The organism is Arachidicoccus ginsenosidivorans (assembly GCF_007971385.1).
Classification (GTDB): Bacteria; Bacteroidota; Bacteroidia; order Chitinophagales; family Chitinophagaceae; genus Arachidicoccus; species Arachidicoccus ginsenosidivorans.
In genome coordinates, this window is sequence record NZ_CP042434.1 from 1,417,939 (window position 1) to 1,435,882 (window position 17,944).

The window sequence follows — 17,944 nt, forward strand, 5'->3', positions numbered from 1 at the left end:
AAGGGTATTTGCATAAGGATATTTTATTCACTAATTGAAAAAGGGATTCGTAGTATATCAAAAGTATAAGGGATGCATAAAAACAGCAATAATTTAAGGGTCCTGGTCGTTGGATGTGGCAATATGGGAAAATCTCATGCCATGGCCTATCAGGAGCTGGATGGATTTGAGATTTGTGGGCTGGTCTCCAGAGGGGAAAGTAAATTTATGCTCAACAAGAGCCTGGCTCAGCATTATCCTTTATTTGATCAGTATGCCAGTGCGCTTAGTGAAACAAAACCGGATATTGTCTGTATTTGTACTTACCCGGACACGCACTGCGACTATGCGGTGATGGCATTTGAAGCGGGATGTCATGTTTTTATTGAAAAACCTTTGGCAGATACGGTACAAGGGGCTTTAAAGGTGGCAAAAGCCGCTGAAAAAGCCGGTAAGAAGTTGGTAGTAGGTTATATTTTGCGTCACCATCCTTCCTGGCAGGAATTTATACGACAGAGTCAGCAGCTGGGTAAACCGCTGGTGATGCGCATGAACCTGAATCAACAAAGTCAGGGTGCCAAATGGCTGGTACATCAGCATTTGATGCAATCATTAAGTCCAATCGTTGATTGCGCTGTGCATTATATTGATGTAATGTGTCAGATGACCAGGTCAAAACCGTTGCAGGTGTCGGCTATCGGCGTTCGCCTTACCGATCAGATTCCCGATTGGAATTACAATTATGGGCAATTACAGATTAAATTTGAGGACGGCTCTGTTGGCTGGTATGAGGCAGGCTGGGGACCCATGGCCAGCGAAACTGCTTTTTTTATTAAGGATGTCTGGGGGCCGGCTGGTTCTGTCTCAATTGTAGCTGGCGAAGCTGCCGGTGCGGGCAATTCTGATAATATAGATGCACATACGAAAACGGAGGCCTTGAAAATACATTACAGTGCTTTAAATGAACAAGGTGAATTTGTCAAAAAAGATCAGTGGATCAACCTTAGAGATGAGCCTGACCATTTGCAATTATGCAAAAGGGAGCAATTATTTTTATTAAAGGCGATTGATGAGGATCTAGACTTATCAGCTTCTACCAGGGATGCCATCAGTAGCCTTACAATTGCCTTGGCATGTGACGAGTCTGTTAAAACCGGGCAGATCGTGAAGCTGTAGTAATAGTTCGTTTTATTACTCGGGTCTGCATAAATGGGTCGCTTTTATGCTCATTTCCTACTTCACATGCCTTTTTGCTTTATTTGAAAGCCTTTTATTGTAGCTAATCAGCTACCGTAAAACCATTTAGGCTATATTTGCTGGCAATATTAAAATGAAGGGCAGGCCAATTTTTAAGCTCAGCACTCTGCATAGAGTTCTTTATTTGACCGTTAGTATACTCCTATTGCTTTATATTAACGGACTGGCACAAGTACGCCATTATACAATTCGGCATTACACTTCTAGTAACGGGCTGCCCCAAAACAGTATATTACAAATCAAATTTGATAAAGATGGCTATTGCTGGATGGCCACTGAAGCTGGGCTGGTTCGTTTTGACAATAAGGAATTTAAAACCTATGCAGCGGATAATCTACCGGGTTTAAAGGACAATAGGATTCACAGATTAATCATCACCCTGCAGGGGCGGGTTTTCGCTAAAAATCTGCATGGCCAGGAAATCTCAACGGTTCCAACCAATCCATTATTGGCACCCGCGCCCATTCTGCTTCCTACCTCCAGTCCTTATTATTACCCAATGGCAGGTTATGCCATAGCCAATACGCAAATAGATACGCTGTGGGAGGCTTTACAAAAGGCGGATTCGAACTTATACGTGCGGAAGCATTATACTTGCCAAAATGGTGACACTTATCTGGTCAATAAAGGATCCATCTATCAGATTCTTCCCCATTCAAGTCAATTATTAAGGACCTGGGATACCACTCCATTTTCAACGGCTCCTGTTAGTGGCTATCTTATTCAATTGTGGGAAAATAGCCAGGTGGCTTTATGGAAAAGTGGGCAATTGCTTTGTGTTGGTAAATTGCACGGAACTACCTCGTTGGCTGGCGCTTTACGCAAATATCCCAGCGCCTTATTATGGAGTCCGGAGGGTACTTTTCTTTTCATTGATAAATGCCTGTACCAGATTAGTATTGATCAGAATAATGACGTAACGGTCAAAAAGGTGTTGACGGATCTGCCCTTTAATAAAGTTTCCAGTATATATTACACCGCTAAAAACCATACATTTTATATTGGAACGCCCACAAAAGGTCTATACATAATTAAGGTGTCTGATTTTTCATATCCAACAATACCTAAATCCTCGGGGACAACTACTTTTTATGCCATCAGCAAAACAAGTTCGGATGATTTGATTGTCAAAAATACGGTCATCCCCAAAAATGGCACGCCGTATTATTTAAACCTGAATACAGACCAGTTCAGGTCTTTTGTAGATCAACAGGATTGGTTTTATTACAAGAGTGGGCCAAACTTATATCGTTATAACCTTAAATCTAAAATAGATGAGCTGCTAATGCCGCTGGATGAGAATCTGGCAGGTATTTTACCCGGTGATAGCGCAGATGCCTTACTGGTTTGCACCAGAAAGTCCTTAACTAAATTTTCGATCTCTCAAAAAGCCATTCTCTGGCAAAAAGTATTTCCCATTAATTACAGTGATGAAAGTGTAAACGACTTTTACCACTTACAGGGTTCGATGTATATGTTAAATACGACGCAGGGAGCCAAGTGGTATAATTTCCAAACGGGTAAAATTGAAAAATCAATATTGGATTCCATTAATTTATTTTCTTTTTACCAGGACACCAAAGGTCGAATGTGGTTTGGAAGTGATCCAAATGGTATCTTTTTATATCAAAATAATAAAGTATATGGCGTTCATAAAAAAGACATTAAAAGATTCACGCCGGTTAATGCCTTTATCGACGATGGCCATGGCTATTTCTGGCTGGCAACCAATAACGGGTTACTAAAAACGGGTATTGACCGTTTAGCGGATTATATGATCCATGATACAGCGGAACTTTCTATATACACGTTCAATACAAAAGATGGGTTAACAACCGCCGAATTCAATGGTGCTACCCCTAATTTCCAATGGCTTGGTGACAGCCCCCTTGCATTGACATCCATGGATGGGGTTGTTGAATTTAAACCGAGTCAGTTAATAATTGATCATCCTGACAATCGGATTCTTATCGATAAATTCACTGTTGACACAACTGATTTGACCCTGGACCTTTCCGGTCGTGCCATCTCCATCAGTCCGGGATTTAAAATCATCAACCTGCAGGTGAATTGTCCTTATTTTGGCAATCCAGACAATATTCATCTTCAATACGCCATTCATCGAGCAGGACAACCAATGATTTGGCAACCTTTATCTCCAGATGGAACCATCGCGATAACCAATTTACTTCCGGGCGCCTATCAGATTATGGTTCGCAAAGCGGGAACACTCAAAAATCAGGATGACCCTCTAGTGATAAGGCTTTCTGTATTACCTCATTTTTATAATACCTGGCAGTTCTTTCTATTGGTATTTGTATTTATTATTTTGATTTGTTATCTGCTTTTTAGAATAAGGCTTACGCGTATAAAAAAGGAAAAGCAAAAGATTGAATCGATCGTTAAGCAGCGTACGGAGGATCTTAAAATGACAGCAGAACAATTGCGGGTATCAGAGAATGATTTACGAAAAAGCAACCAACAAAAGCAACAAATCATCACGATGATTGTGCATGATCTAAGGTCACCTTTACGGTTTTTAAAGACCATCACGAGTGGGATTATGAATGCTTATCAGCAGGAAATGTCAACTAATCTGTCTTCCACCTTAAATAAGCTCAACGGCTCCGCCTCCTCTCTTTGGGAATTTACGGACCGATTTTTCACCTGGGCCATCACGCAACAGGAGGATTTTGAAATCCAGAAAACGACCTTCCCTTTACAAGAAATATTTGACACGGTCGCTTCCTTTTATGCAGAAATTGTTAAGTTAAATGACAATCAGTTGCTCATCCATTCAACAAAGATTATCTGTACGACGGATTATAACATATTACTATTGATTATCAGAAACTTAGTAGATAATGCGAATAAAAACACGACCAGTGGCTGTATCACACTTAAAGCTGCGACCGTAGATAATCACCTATTGATAACCATACAAGATGAGGGCAAAGGTCTTAGCCAAAATGAAATGGCCATGTTCATGCAAAAGGACAGGCTTAGTCAAATAAGCGAAAATAAGACGGGATTTGGTAGTCAGGTTATACAAACGATGGTACTTAAAATTGATGCCCATCTTTTTATTGAGAGCACTTCAAAGGGCAGTACTTTTACAATCCGCTTATAAGACCAGCTGGTGAAACATCTATGACGTCTCTTCATTTAGAAGCTGCAACATATAAGAGATGGCTCCAGGTTTATGTAGCATTCTGGTATTTTGAAGGCTCATCTCTGTGTATACATCTGCTCTTTGCAACATTTCTGATTCGTATTCCGAAATAGCCTCTTTTAGTGTGTTACAATTTTCTGTCAACAATGCCTTGGACAACATCAGGGCATCCAAGAGCGCCATATTAACGCCCTCTCCCGCATAAGGCGGCATGCGGTGGGCGGCGTCTCCAAGTAAAGTTAAATCAGCCGCGGTATCCCACTGTTGATTTTTGGCGTAATGATACATGGGTCTGGGGATGTATTTAACCTCACTTTGAAAAAGTTCGTGTAAACGGGGATCCCATCCGGCATATGCGATTTTAAACCAGTCAAACACTGAGTGCTGATTATCAAAATCTATCTGGCTATTTGCTACCCAATCTGCCTTTTCCTTACTGCCCGTGTAAAAGGTTAGTGTGCCGTCACCTTTAGCTGTCAGGATTAGGGATTTTTCATCCTCCAGCATAAATAATTTGCCTCCTTTTGTTAGTTGCCACAATTTTGGAGCGTGCGCGGCTGCATTGTAAATATTACCTTCTACCATGGTAATATCTGAATAAACCGGCTGTAAGTCTGTTAGATATTGCCTTACTTTAGAATTGGCGCCATCTGCTGCAATGACCAAATCAGCTATGGCCGTTTGTCCGTTTTTAAAATTAATGGCCCATTTACCCATGTTTTGCGCGTCATTTTGCATGCGCTTCATGGACTGAAAATGGCTGTCCCAGATAATGGTACCGGGCTGCAAAGATTCTATTAATATATCTCTGAGTGGACCGCGGTCAATTTCCGGACGGATTTCTGTGTAACCCTGGCCTGTTGCATGGTCATCTATGAAAAACTTAAGATTTTTATCGGCCACGCGCATTTTGCCGGCACCTGGCCGGTAATGCCCGGTGAAGGCGGACATTAGTCCTGCCGCCTGCAACGCTTTTAATCCGGACTCTTCATGAAGATCCAGTGTGGCGCCTTGCTGGCGGATACCTGGATGTGCATCTCTTTCATATACATGCACTTTAACCCCTTTTAATTGTAATAACCTGGCTAGCATAAGGCCTCCCGGCCCGCCACCAATAATCGCTACGACTTTCTGATCTAGTAACATATCAACTGTGTATTTTGATGTAACAGCTGCAAAATTAGTCTGGATCTAAAACAGAAAATTGTACAAATCGGTCATTTTGATTTCTCAACAGCTCTTTGGGCAAATGTCCGGATAATCTTTTCACTTCTTTAATAAAATGAGATTGATCGGCATAATCTGCCTCGGGGTATAGGTTGCCTTTTTTGATATGGGGGAATGCAGATCTGAATCTTAAAAGTAAAAGATAGGTTTTTAGCGGGATACCAAAGGTTTGCATCCAATAACGATTTAATGCTCTGGCGGTAATAAAACAGTTTTTTTCAATGCTACGAACAGTGGTATTGCCATTTGACTTGAGTAAATAGGCCTGCATACGTAGTTTTCTATCATCTGGCGCTTTGGGCAATAATGCAATAATGATCTCGGAGACTTTTTTGCAAAAAAGGTCAAAATCTTTAAGCCACGATGCACGAGCGCCCCAAAAATCGGTTTTTAGCTCAATGGCTTCATTTACGAATGCGGCCACGGATTTTTGAACAATGTATTCCATGGCCAGCGGATTGAAACTAATACCAAAAGTAATGAGGCCAGGTTCAAGCATTTGCTGGTCGGGCATTGTTGCAAGTCCGACTAGTACCACCTGAAAAGGGGCTGTATCGGACGAAGAAAAGAGTATATCAATCTTACCATCTGGCAATAAGATCACTTCTTTGGCTGTTTTGCCAGTATGCTTTAAACACCAAAATCTGTCCACATACAGGCTAATCTCTTCAGGTGGAGATTGATATTGGTACGCTATTTCTGGTGACTTTGCCATTTATTTATCTTTAATGTTCCCTCGGTGGTTTTGATGGGTGCAAAGAGCAGCGTTGTATGCTGCGTCTATCACAGCTTCTCACCTTTTTATGACACTGATTTAATTATCCAAATCTATTTTGCAGTTCTTCTAACTGCTTTTGGTCAAGCTCCCACTGTTTATGAAGCCTTTTAAAACTTTTTGAGGTTTTCGTTATTCTAAGGGTTTGCGGAGACCCTCGCCGGATGGTTTCCCATTTAATATCGAGATCTGCCCGGTCTAATGCGTGTTCGACCTCTCTTCTATTGGCCTGGAGGGCTTTATAGTCAAAAATTTGCTGATCAGGATCGCTAAAAAATCCAGCTAGTAATTTATGCACTTTACCGTGTAATGCACCTTCAGGCAGTGGCCTGATCCAGTTTTCTGGAGCCTTAGGTTCCTTTAAAGCCTTTAAATAAGTAATCAACCTTTTAGCCAGTTTTTTAGGGAACGCATCTTTTAGCTGTGCACTGATTAAACTAGAGAAAACAACCGTATTTCTATAGGGTGCCAGGGTAAAATCCTCCAGTTGTTCCAGGGTTTTGTCCTGCCAAGCTTTTGACAGTTTAAAATGCCCTGGTAGCCCCATAACCATTTGTAATGTGTGCTCATTTAGAGGCGATTTGTCCTTTTTGGCATTTCCCATGGTTTTTATCAAATTTTCCGGCAATCCTTCTAATTGCTGGGCAACTAGTTCAGACAGTACATTTGCAGTGTCCAGCTCAATTAATAGTTCGATCCATTTCTCCAGTAATTTCTTATCTGAGCGCTCCCCTATGCTTATGAGCAGCTTCTGGCTCGGGCCGTTGCCTAAAAACTGAAATAGTTCTATCAGGTTTTTTGTATCAATTTTTAAAAAATAGCTAGCCCATAACTCCGGCTGCAATGCATCAAAAAAGTTTTTATTTTTCTGGGCGATAACCCACTCAATCAATTTATTGTAATTCTCTGGATCTGATTTTCGGCCTGTCTGTTTGAATCCTTCCATTAATTGCGTATCAATGGCCGCTTTTTCTTCACTTGTCGCCTTATCTGGATTTTGTAAAAAATAATCCATCCAGGCTAATAACGTATTTGAATCTTGCGCTGTTAATTTGTCGGCATTTGTCTGGTGGGACCACAAGACAATGGCACCATAATGATACCAATGTTCTAAATCGGGGCCATAATTACCCATATAGCCAGAAAATTCTTTAACAATGGGATCGCCGTCATTGATGGGAAAGGAGGTAATTAACGCCTCTTGATCAATCTCTAGTCGGTATAATGAGGGGCAGTCGCCAGCAGCCCAATGCTCTATGTACAGGCTTTCATCATATACTTCTTCCATTACAGCCTCTTCATCCCCCTCATCATAGAACTCATAATAACCTCCGCCTTCTGGTGCCCCCATAATATAAGAAGTGACCAGGCACAATTTTGCATAATAACCAGCCTGGCTCGCTGCCTTTAAAATGACATCCGCCTTAGGTCGGTCATTTAGTTTTAGGGTTTCATAAGAAAAATTCTCTGGTGTATACTGATGGCCTAGCAGAATAATTTGAGGTTCGAGCCTGTCTTTTTTGTGCGCCGCCTCCAGCAATTTCATTAACTCCAAGGAGAGCTGGTCTGTTTTTCGAGGGGCTATTTTTGCTCCCGCTTTCTGGATCAGATTATAAGCCAGGCATACCCTAAATCCACTTGTTATGGGCTTTACTTCATGTTCACAGTCTGCATAAAAAGCAGCATATTGCAAATTCTCGAGTTCATCTGAGGCCGCAAAATCCACCACTTTACTTTCTCCGCCAAAGGACACGACTAATTCTCCGCCTGTAAATCTGGAAGGCAGGTTAATAATTAAAGATCCGAACATGCCTTTTTCCTTTTCGGAGTCTCTATGGGGCAAAAAGAAATCTCCCTTATTATAAATCAATAATTTATACAGAGAGGCCTCCACTTTATAGCCAATAATTCCCAGTTGTTTCTGGACTTCTTCTAAAATTTTGGCTAGCTGGCCTTTCCAACTTTTCCCTAGAAATTTAATCTGACTGGCATCTATTTCCCAGGTGCGCCTGACCTGATCATCATATACAGTGTCATGGCCTTTCCCAAAGGGTGCTTTTTGGGCAATTTCCATCAAGGCTTTTGTCTGAACCGCATTTACCGGGAACGCTAGCTCTCCAAATCCTTCAATCTCTATTCCTGGCGATTTTAAGGGTTGGTGGCCATTTGTAACAAAACTGCCGGCACCTTTTAATCCACTTAATAAATCAACTATTTTCTCTTTACCCTTGTCCATCTTGTATTGTTTTCTTCGCCGAAAATAAACAATACTGGTCATAGAAAAAAGCGGTGTGTTTTGACAACACGCCGCTTTTGCAAAGGATCTTTTATTAAGAATGCATCCAAAATTATATAAATCCCTAAAAAAATTACAATCGGAGTCCTACTTGTCAATAAAATAAGTAATGGTTTAATAAATATATGTTTAATCCTTACTACGAATAAGTTAGCCTAAGGACCTTCATAATGGCACTCAATTATTGCTCAACCTCCTTATTTGCCGATGCCGCCATCTAAACATATCACCTGACCTGTCATATAGGCACTTTCATCGCTGGCTAAGTATACTGCCAGGCTAGCCACGTCGCCGGGTTGTCCATAGCGGCCTAAGGATATATTTTTTAAAAATCCGGTTGAAATATCTGCGTCTATTAAATGCTGGGTCATCCCTGTTTGTATAAAGCCCGGGGCGATTGCATTACAGCGAACATTTTTACTGCCAATTTCTTTGGCGACAGATTTAGTAAAACCAATAATGCCGGCTTTGGCTGCCGCGTAACTACTCTGCCAGGAATTACCATGGAGACCAACAATGGAACTCATATTAATGATGCTTCCTGATTTTGCCTTACACATAAAGCGGGATACCAATTTGGTCATATTAAAAACACTGTATAGGTTATTTACAATCAGCTCATCCCAAGCTTCTGGTGTTGTACGTGACAGTGTATTGTCTTTGGTTATGCCTGCGTTATTCACGCATATATCTATTCGGCCATATTTATTAAAAACGTCATTTACAAGCATTTCGCAGGCAGAAAATTGAGACGCGTCCACCTGAAAGGCCTGAATCTTGCTTTTTCGCCCTTTAAATTCACCTAGAATTTCGTCTAATTCGCTTTTGGTGTACTCTTTTTTATAGGTAATGATTACCTGGGCGCCTTCCCTTAAGAAAGCCCTGGCAATGGCCAGGCCTATACCCCTTGTTCCACCAGTTATAATAGCTACTTTACCTTTTAAGCGTGACATAGTCTATTTCTTTTTAGCCCCTTTAATCTTTTTCTCAATGGCACAATATAAATCCTCAAATGATTTTAAATCATAGATTTCGTCGTCTTCAATGGTGATATTAAAGGCTTGTTCTACATCAACGATGATTTCCACAAAATCCACTGAATCTATATTGAGTTCATCAATAAAGCTCTTGGTAGTATCGCTTTCAATATTATCCAATAACTCAGGGTATTCCGTATAACTCGCTACGATCTTTTTTAATTCATCGGTGATTTTTTTGTCAAATTTAATCGCCTTTTTGATGGTTTGCTTGGCCGAAGTCTTCTTTTTAGGACTGCTCTTTGCCGAACTGGAAACACTCGGTTTTGGCGCTGCTTTTTTGCTTTTAGCGGTAGAATCTTCCGACTTTTTCTTTTCAGTGGACTTTTCTTTTGCGCGCACAGCCGTGGCCGTGGATCTGGCTGTCTTCGCACTGGTTTTCTGAGTGGTCACCGGCTTTTCTTTAATCGTTTTTGTAGGCATTCTATAATATTTTAATTATTTTTTTAACTTGATTGAAGGGTATACTTATTTCTTTTTTTCTTCTTCTTAGCTACCGTACTTGTTACCGTATCAATTAGTTTTCCTGACAAGCCAGTTGCATTGAACCCGCCGTCATGATAAATATTTTGCATGGTTACGTATTTGGTATAATCACTAAATAGCGTCACACAAAAACCGGCCAGATCGTTTGCTGGTGCATTGCCTAACGGACTCATATCATCTGCGTATTGCATAAATTCTGAAAATCCGCCGATGACACCTCCCGACCTGGTCAGTGTAGGCGACTGCGAAACCGTATTTATCCTTACATTTCTTTTTACCCCATAATGATAACCAAAATTCCTGGCGATGCCCTCTAAAAGCACTTTTGCATCTGCCATTTCGTTATAATCCGGGAAAATTCGCTGTGCAGCAATATAAGACATGGCCAGAACACTCCCCCATTCATTAAGCAGGTCTTTTTGGTAGGCGACCTGCAGAATTTTATGAAAGCTGATAGCCGATACATCTAATGTCTTAAACATGTAGTCATAGTTCAAGTCTGTATAGGCATGTTTTTTACGGATATTCAGGCTATTGGCCACGCTGTGCAAAATAAAATCTATTTTTTTTGTTTTAAAATGCTTTAGGCTTAAATCATACAGCTGCTCAATATCTTCCACTTTGGTTATATCTGCGCCCAATACTGGTGCCCCAATTAATTTACCTAACTCCTTTGTATCACTAAAGCGGATGGCAATGGGTAGGTTGGACAAAACAATATCCGCCCCTTCCTGCTTGCACTTTAATGCAACCTGCCAGGCAATGGACTGTTCGTTCAATGCGCCAAATATAATCCCTTTCTTTCCTTTTAATAAATGATTACCCATAATCACACTCAAATATAATTTTACGCCTTTAATCTATATATTTTTTTAATAGCAGACACGAATTGACATCCCCAAAACCAAAACTAATCTTGCACACAATATTTAGTGGGGCATCCAGTATGGCAGTTGGAGGCACCCTTGTATGTGAAATTAAGGAGGCGATCTCGGGATGTAACTGATCCGCATTGATGGATGGATGAATGAATCCATTATAGAGTTGCAATACTGCTGCTACAGACTCTATTGAACCAGAAGCACTTAGACAATGTCCAATCATTGATTTCATGGAATTGATATAGGGAAAATCTGTACCTTTTCGTTTGAGTGCGCTAACCCATGCATTTATTTCTGTAATATCTCCTATGGTGGAGGACAAATGCCCGGAGATCAGATCTATCTGGTCCGGTGTAATTTGACAGCTTTTCAAACCATTTTTGATGCAGCGGACCATCCCATTTACATTGCCAATGGTCATTGTTCCTTTGCCTCTTTGTCCCCCTGAATTTATGTGGCCTCCCAGAACTTCTGCATATATTTTTGCACCCCGTTTTTTTGCAGCGCTGAGGCTTTCTATAACCAATGCCCCCGCACCGGAGCTGGGTACAAATCCTGAGGCATCCTTATCCATGGGTCTGGAGGCCTTTTTGGGCTGATCGTTAAACCCATGGGCGGTTGCAAACATAGAATCAAATGGACCCCATACGTAGGGGCTATTGCTTTCAGAGCTACCGACAAGCATGCGCACTGCCTGCTTATTTTTAATTTTATCAAAGGCCATAAGTATCGCTTCCGTACCGGTATTACAGGCTGATGCATTACTGGTCACTTGACCTCCCAGTCCAATAATCTTTGCAATAAAAGCACTGACCGCACTATTAATGGCCTGTGGCAGCGCTCTCGGATTGCCTTTTCTGGTATCTTGTCCGCTTTCTCTAAGCGCAATGCCGTAATGTGTGGCTTCTATTCCGTTGCTACCGGTACCGAAAATACATCCACTTTCATAATCGGGAGACTCTGATGCCTTTCTGACCTTGAGTCCGCTATCGCGCCACGCCTCAGAAGCGGCAATACATCCGTATGTAATGCCGGTACTAAAAACTTCTTCAATCCCATGCTTTTTAAGAAAACGCTGCCTGGCATTTTCGCTTATAGCCGGAACGCCGCCTATTTGACACCTAAAAGAAAGCTTATTTAATTCAGGATGGAACTTTATTCCAGATTGCCCGTTTTTGATGGCTTTAGTAAATTTCTCTACCCCCACCCCATTCGGACTGACAACTCCCAAACCAGTAATAACAACTCTCTGTTCCATATTTATATTATACTTAGTTTATATACCTTCTGTTCAACGAATTACCCTAAAACAATTTAAGCGTCTTCCCACTTCTTTAATACGATACATGAGGCGACATCACCAAATCCGAATGCGGTTTTAGCAATAATATTTATTTTTTTCTTCAAAGCTTTTAAAGGTATTTTCTTCCTTGCTATAATGGATTCAATTTGCGGATGTAACGCTGCTGAATTAACACTTGGATGGATAAACTGATGATGCAACTGCAGGGCAGAGGCAACCAGTTCCATAGAGGAAGAAGCGGCAAAACAATGCCCGGTCATAGATTTTAACGCATTTATATAAGGAAAATCTTCCCCTGTTCGTTTCAGCACTTTTGCCCATGCTTCTACTTCATAGACATCCATTATATAAGAGGGTAAATGTCCGGATATCAAATCGATATCCCGCGCACTGATTTGGGATTTAGATAAGGCAAATTCAATTACGTCTTCCATGCTTTTTCTGCTATTCATCGTCATGGTGCCGCCATTTCTTTGCGCTCCGGAGATAATACTGCCATCTAATATCTCTGCGTAAATCTTTGCGCCTCGTTTACGGGCTGACTGTAAACTCTCAATGACCATGGCCCCCCGCCGCCACCTGGCACCAGGCCATTGGCATGGATACTCATAGGACAGCTGGCTTTTTCAGGGTTGTCATTATACCCTTTGGCCAGTGCATAAAAATCATCATACAGGGTCATCCCATCATAACCGCCCCATACGTTATGATGGCTACTTTCTGAGGATCCGACTAAAACAATTTTGGCTTTGTTTTGCCTGATTCGGTTGACACCTTCCATGGCAGATTCTACGCCAGTTATACAAGAGGAGGAATTTGTACTCAATTGGTTGCCGATTCCAATTATGCCTCCTAAATAGGCGCTCACTCCACTGTTCATGGCCTGCTGGGCAGTGCGTCCCCCCATTTTTCGCACATTTCCGGTGTCCACAAGGCCAATGCCATAATCAATGGCGTCAATACCATTGGTACAGGTACCAAATATGCATCCGGATTCCCAGGCGGCTTGATTGCTTTTACTATCCAGCAAGGAAAGGCCGGCATCAAACCAGGCTTCCACACCCGCCATACAACCATATACGATTCCCGTTCCTTTCATCTTGACAAGTCCGTACCTACTGGTAAACGCCTGCACCTCGGCTGGTTCCAAAGCAGGCAGCGCCCCTACATGACATCTATAATTTTGCTGTTTTAGGATCTCATGGTAACGAACGCCGGATACGCCCTTTTTTAAGGAAGTGGTAAATTGTTTCACCCCATTACCAATTGGGCTGCAAATCCCCAATCCTGTTATTACTACTCTCGTTTTTTTTGCCATAATTATTTAGCCTTAATCACGACCCCAGACATAATTCCTTTACTGATCAATACTTTATCCTGATTTTCAATGCGCACTTTACACTTCAATTTATTTAACCTGAAAAATACCTTTTCAGCGTAAACGAAGATTTTGTCATTAGGTTTGACGAAATATTTATAATCCATATTTGCGGAAGTCAAATAAAATATATTATTCATTTTCTTTTCTAAGGCAGCAACATCTGGTAATTTCATGGTTAAAAGCGCTGCAGGTAATTCTACAGGCAGATCACTAAGTACTTCAATACCATTGCCCAAAAGGTACATCCCAAATGCCAATAGTCCTATTTGTGCAGCGGCTTCTTGTAAAATGGCACCTGGTACAACTGGATTGCCTGGAAAGTGTCCTGCAAAGAAAAACTCATTTTGTTTAAAAAGATAGCTGGCCAAAATATGATCGGCATTTACTTCTATTATTTCATTAATAAAACAATAGGGGCTTTTGCATGGAAAATGTTCAATAATTAATTCTTTCGTTACTTTCATAAGTTTTTAAATTTACCCTTTCAAGTTTCAATAAAGCTTACTTTTATATAGTCAATATTGAACTTTTATCTCAACTACCTTTCTAGCAGTACGCTTAACCTTTTATTCTAAATGCTGTTTTAGCTGTTGGGTTTCTGCAATGTTATTTCTTGTATCCTTTTACTGTATGTTCACGTCCTTCGGCCCATTTTTCTTTTACAAAAATTAAATTATATGATAAAATGGCTAAAAACACAATCAAACATAATAATGCAAACCAATGCGGATGTAAAACAATAAAGGTTTTAACCCCATTTGGATAGACTGTTGCATAGCCTATCATGGCAGATTGCCCTTTGTTTATCTCCGGCATACGCCCACTAGACTCAATTTTGCCAGAATAGCCGTCGTTATTATTAATCAACAGGTCTTTTCGGGTTTCAACTGCCCGAAGCCTGGCATGGTATAAATGCTGTTTGGATATATAGGTATGACTGAACCAGCCATCATTGCCTGGATTTACTAGAAAATTAGCGCCTTCTCTTACAGAACTATAGGAAAGGTCCGGAATTACAGATTCATTGCAAAGTAAAATCCCTGCGCCTCCATAAGGTGTCGGCAAAGGTTTATCACTTTTCCCTTCTTTTACCCTAAAGCCGGTACTATTATAAAATGGAATCAGCATCCCCATAAACGGCTTTTCAATCAGGCTTAGGGCGAGTCTTTTATCGTACCTGCCCATGATTTTGCGACCGGGCTCCATACTGTAAATGGAATTGTAGAATATCCGATGCTTTCTGTCATAATCGGTATTCATCCCAATTAAATGTGTCACATTATAGGAGGCTGTAAGGGAATCTAATACTCTTAGGAAATCATCATCTGGCGTATAATTCCAGGGAATGGCCGATTCTGACCAAATAGTGAGTTGTGCTTTATTTTCGCAGGCCATCTTATTCATTTTGAATAATTGCTGCGCGAGATAATTGCCGTTCTCTGGATCCCACCTGAACTGAGGGTCCAGATTCTGAGACAATATGGCTGCTTTAAAACTGGTTTGTTTTTTTGCTTGACTAGCCGCATCCAGCTGATTTTCATAGCTGTTTAAAATCAGACCTCCTATTGCCAGACTCGTCAGGATGACCGCTACAGGAATATATAGCAGTTTCCACTTTTTATAATACACAAAATAGGCGGTGATATAGCTTAGAAATACCACTAAAAATGTAAATAGTAAAGGCCCCGTAATGGTGGATAATTGGATTAGATATAAATTCTGCGCAAGTGCCGTATAAGAAACAAATAGACAAAGGGCAAAGCCTTTGGCAAAGTAAATCATAAATGCATCGACCAATACCCAAAAGGAAGCCAGATAAATTCCATTCACCAACCATTCAAGCTTATAACGGGTTTTTCTTTTTAGAAACAGGATGACCCATCCGAGTATCCCGGCATATAAAGCAAAAATTACCGTAAATATCAGGGTAATACCAATGCCAATTAAGACGCCTTTTCCAGTAAATTTCTGTGCGCCACCAATAATCCAAAAAAAGTTTAATATGGCTGTCACGCCTCCTACCAAGGCGCCACGCCAAAAGGCATCCTTTGCCTTCTCTAAATCCATAAACGCATAAAAGACCAGCGCATAAACAATCCAGTTAAGGGGCGTATCTGCCATTTGAATGGACATTGTAATCGGTATCGCACTGAGTAGCAGTATCCAGTATTTTTTGCTTAGTTTATGGCCCATTCTTATCTTTATCTTTGTGGTTTTATATGCTTTAAATGAATACTATATCAAAACAGGCAGTTCCTTATGCCTTGGTATAATTGATCCTATCAAATCTCAGCTACAAGCGACGTTCAGTGTTTATAACCATCATATAAATAGGATGTTCACTTATAATAGCGAACATCCTATTCTTCCAGGAAATTATTGAATTATTTATTTCTTTACAAACATAACAGAGGAGGTATTACCATTTGCAGTAGCTACCTGTAAGACATAAACACCAGTTGCTAAATGATCTACACTGATCTGTTTTGCAGCATTTAATTTACCGCTAAGTGCATTGATACCATTCACACTTACGATACGGTAAACGCTTCCTGCGCTCGCACCTTTTACATTCAGGGTACCAGAAACAACAGGGTTAGGGAATACAGATAATTTGCTGCTAGCATCATTTAACGCAACGGAAACACTATTTGAATAATGAGTTTCTCCGCTATTGCTAACTTCAGCTACTCTATAAACAGCGTTTGCAATTGGCGACGCGTCTATATATTTATAATCCAGGGCGGATGTGCTGTTGCCTCCGTTTGATTTAGAAGCTACTGTGCCTACATTTACAAAACTATTGCTTCCAGCTACACTTCTTTGAACGATAAACTCTTTATTATTGCTTTCTGTTTCTGTGCCCCAAGTTAAAATAACACTACCATTTGATACGGAAGCTTGTAAGCCTGGTGCACTCCAGTTAACGGCAAGACCTAAGTTGGTTTGAATATCTGGGCCAGTCATGATAAATGGCATACCGTGATCAAAGTGGTTACCACCGTTGACGGCATTGGGATCAGGAACACCATCAGCCGCTGTCGGGCTATTGGTCTTAATTCTATTGTTATTTCCTTCAAAAGTATTGAAGTTAATTGTCCGCTCTCCAATTTGTGTTCCGCGTGTTTCGCCATCCCAATTGGAGCTTTTACAGTATAATCTAAAGGAATATACAGAATCTGGCAAAACAGAGGCTCCAGGTTTAATAGCGAATTTAATGCCCCCTTTCATATAGTTATAATTTCCTGCGGAGAAGTCCGGAGAAGTCGTTCCGTCTAAAGTAATACTACCATCAGTCGTAGAAGAAACTAACACTTTACCGCCAAAATCAATAATATTAGGTGTTTTTGCCACATTAGTTCCAACAAAGGCACTCACACCGGAATAATCTGTCAGCCCTGAAGGCGTGTAATCTCCATTTGTTAATGAACTGGCATCACCTGCAAGCATCCAGTCTTTGTTGACTGAATCCTTATTAACATCTTGCCAATTCAATTGGAAGTTTGGACTTTGCGCCTGGGTTGTTCCCGCCGCCCCAGCAACAAATGACTGTCCATTGGCATTCCCCCTGGCATATTGAAGTACAATAACACCACTACCCTGATTCTCAAAGAAAGTCCACATACCAAGTGCCATTTCCAAATCAACCGGTTTACGGTCATTTTTAACATAGGCATCGTTAGTTTTCAAAACTGTTTGCGTACCATCGTCTTTCCAGACATAATCCCCCATGCCGAAGGTTCCTGCCTTTGCAAGGCCTATCGCAAATACTGCGATCATGAATGTAAAAATCTTTTTCATAGAAATAAATTATTAATTAAAAAATGTTGAATACCCTTGACTACAACAATACTAGATTAACCTCTTTAATATTGAAAGTTGTACCCAGTAAATAAAGCATATATATTCATATTATCAGCTATATATAGTTTATATACATTACTCCCAATGTTTTAACAAAAGTAAACCAACCATGCAAGCTCATTTGTAGCTAATCAGCTACAAAATGTAAAATAATTATTACCGTCTAAAATACGCTCCAGATAAGGTTTTGAACTAATAACCAAAAAGTTAGAAATTAAGCAACTTATTATCTCAAATATTTGATGTAAATATTCGTTGAGATTTTATTAATCCTTTTTAAAAAATA

The 17,944-nt window shown here is 40.6% G+C and carries 14 protein-coding genes; 2 read left to right on the forward strand and 12 right to left on the reverse strand.

The features are described 5' to 3' along the window. The first annotated feature begins 72 nt into the window (after nucleotides 1-72). A complete protein-coding gene (locus FSB73_RS05795) occupies nucleotides 73-1,155 on the forward strand; it encodes a Gfo/Idh/MocA family protein (protein WP_146780534.1) in 1,083 nt (360 codons plus the stop codon). A 205-nt stretch (nucleotides 1,156-1,360) separates the two neighbouring features. Beyond that, on the forward strand, nucleotides 1,361-4,366 hold the full coding sequence (locus FSB73_RS05800; RefSeq protein WP_158639430.1) for a ligand-binding sensor domain-containing protein: 3,006 nt from the start codon (nucleotides 1,361-1,363) through the stop codon (nucleotides 4,364-4,366). Nucleotides 4,367-4,384: 18 nt separating this feature from the next. Here FSB73_RS05800 and FSB73_RS05805 read toward each other — a convergent pair whose 3' ends face one another. From FSB73_RS05805 to FSB73_RS05860, 12 genes are all read right to left on the reverse strand, one after another. Further along, the gene (locus FSB73_RS05805) at nucleotides 4,385-5,554 is read right to left on the reverse strand and encodes an FAD-dependent oxidoreductase (RefSeq protein ID WP_146780536.1); all 1,170 of its coding nucleotides are present in this window, start codon (nucleotides 5,552-5,554) and stop codon (nucleotides 4,385-4,387) included. Between the two features lie 34 nt (nucleotides 5,555-5,588). Beyond that, the gene (locus FSB73_RS05810) at nucleotides 5,589-6,350 is read right to left on the reverse strand and encodes a DUF6597 domain-containing transcriptional factor (RefSeq protein WP_146780537.1); all 762 of its coding nucleotides are present in this window, start codon (nucleotides 6,348-6,350) and stop codon (nucleotides 5,589-5,591) included. A 103-nt stretch (nucleotides 6,351-6,453) separates the two neighbouring features. Continuing rightward, nucleotides 6,454-8,646, reverse strand: a complete 2,193-nt coding sequence (locus FSB73_RS05815; RefSeq protein ID WP_158639431.1) for a 2OG-Fe(II) oxygenase — start codon at nucleotides 8,644-8,646, stop codon at nucleotides 6,454-6,456. Nucleotides 8,647-8,903: 257 nt separating this feature from the next. After that, on the reverse strand, nucleotides 8,904-9,659 hold the full coding sequence (gene fabG, locus FSB73_RS05820; RefSeq protein ID WP_146780539.1) for a 3-oxoacyl-ACP reductase FabG: 756 nt from the start codon (nucleotides 9,657-9,659) through the stop codon (nucleotides 8,904-8,906). 3 nt (nucleotides 9,660-9,662) lie between these two features. After that, on the reverse strand, nucleotides 9,663-10,166 hold the full coding sequence (locus tag FSB73_RS05825) for an acyl carrier protein (protein ID WP_146780540.1): 504 nt from the start codon (nucleotides 10,164-10,166) through the stop codon (nucleotides 9,663-9,665). A 23-nt stretch (nucleotides 10,167-10,189) separates the two neighbouring features. Further along, nucleotides 10,190-11,056 carry an enoyl-ACP reductase FabI gene (locus tag FSB73_RS05830; RefSeq protein WP_146780541.1) on the reverse strand — a complete coding sequence of 289 codons (867 nt, stop codon included), beginning with the start codon at nucleotides 11,054-11,056 and terminating at the stop codon, nucleotides 10,190-10,192. 28 nt (nucleotides 11,057-11,084) lie between these two features. After that, entirely contained in the window at nucleotides 11,085-12,368 is a 1,284-nt protein-coding gene (locus tag FSB73_RS05835; protein WP_146780542.1) for a beta-ketoacyl-[acyl-carrier-protein] synthase family protein, read from the reverse strand. Between the two features lie 56 nt (nucleotides 12,369-12,424). Continuing rightward, nucleotides 12,425-12,976, reverse strand: coding sequence for a beta-ketoacyl-[acyl-carrier-protein] synthase family protein (locus FSB73_RS05840; RefSeq protein WP_146780543.1), 552 nt, complete (start codon nucleotides 12,974-12,976; stop codon nucleotides 12,425-12,427). After that, entirely contained in the window at nucleotides 12,913-13,731 is an 819-nt protein-coding gene (locus FSB73_RS05845; protein ID WP_146780544.1) for a beta-ketoacyl synthase N-terminal-like domain-containing protein, read from the reverse strand. Before FSB73_RS05845 ends, FSB73_RS05840 begins: the two co-directional genes overlap by 64 nt. A 2-nt stretch (nucleotides 13,732-13,733) precedes the next feature. After that, nucleotides 13,734-14,258 (reverse strand): 3-hydroxyacyl-ACP dehydratase FabZ family protein, encoded by a 525-nt coding sequence (locus FSB73_RS05850; RefSeq protein ID WP_146780545.1) that lies wholly within the window; start codon nucleotides 14,256-14,258, stop codon nucleotides 13,734-13,736. Nucleotides 14,259-14,400: 142 nt separating this feature from the next. Further along, nucleotides 14,401-15,987 carry an apolipoprotein N-acyltransferase gene (lnt, locus tag FSB73_RS05855; RefSeq protein WP_146780546.1) on the reverse strand — a complete coding sequence of 529 codons (1,587 nt, stop codon included), beginning with the start codon at nucleotides 15,985-15,987 and terminating at the stop codon, nucleotides 14,401-14,403. 195 nt (nucleotides 15,988-16,182) lie between these two features. Next, nucleotides 16,183-17,595: a T9SS type A sorting domain-containing protein gene (locus FSB73_RS05860; RefSeq protein WP_146780547.1), complete on the reverse strand. Its 1,413-nt coding sequence runs from the start codon at nucleotides 17,593-17,595 to the stop codon at nucleotides 16,183-16,185. Between the last annotated feature and the right edge of the window lie 349 nt (nucleotides 17,596-17,944).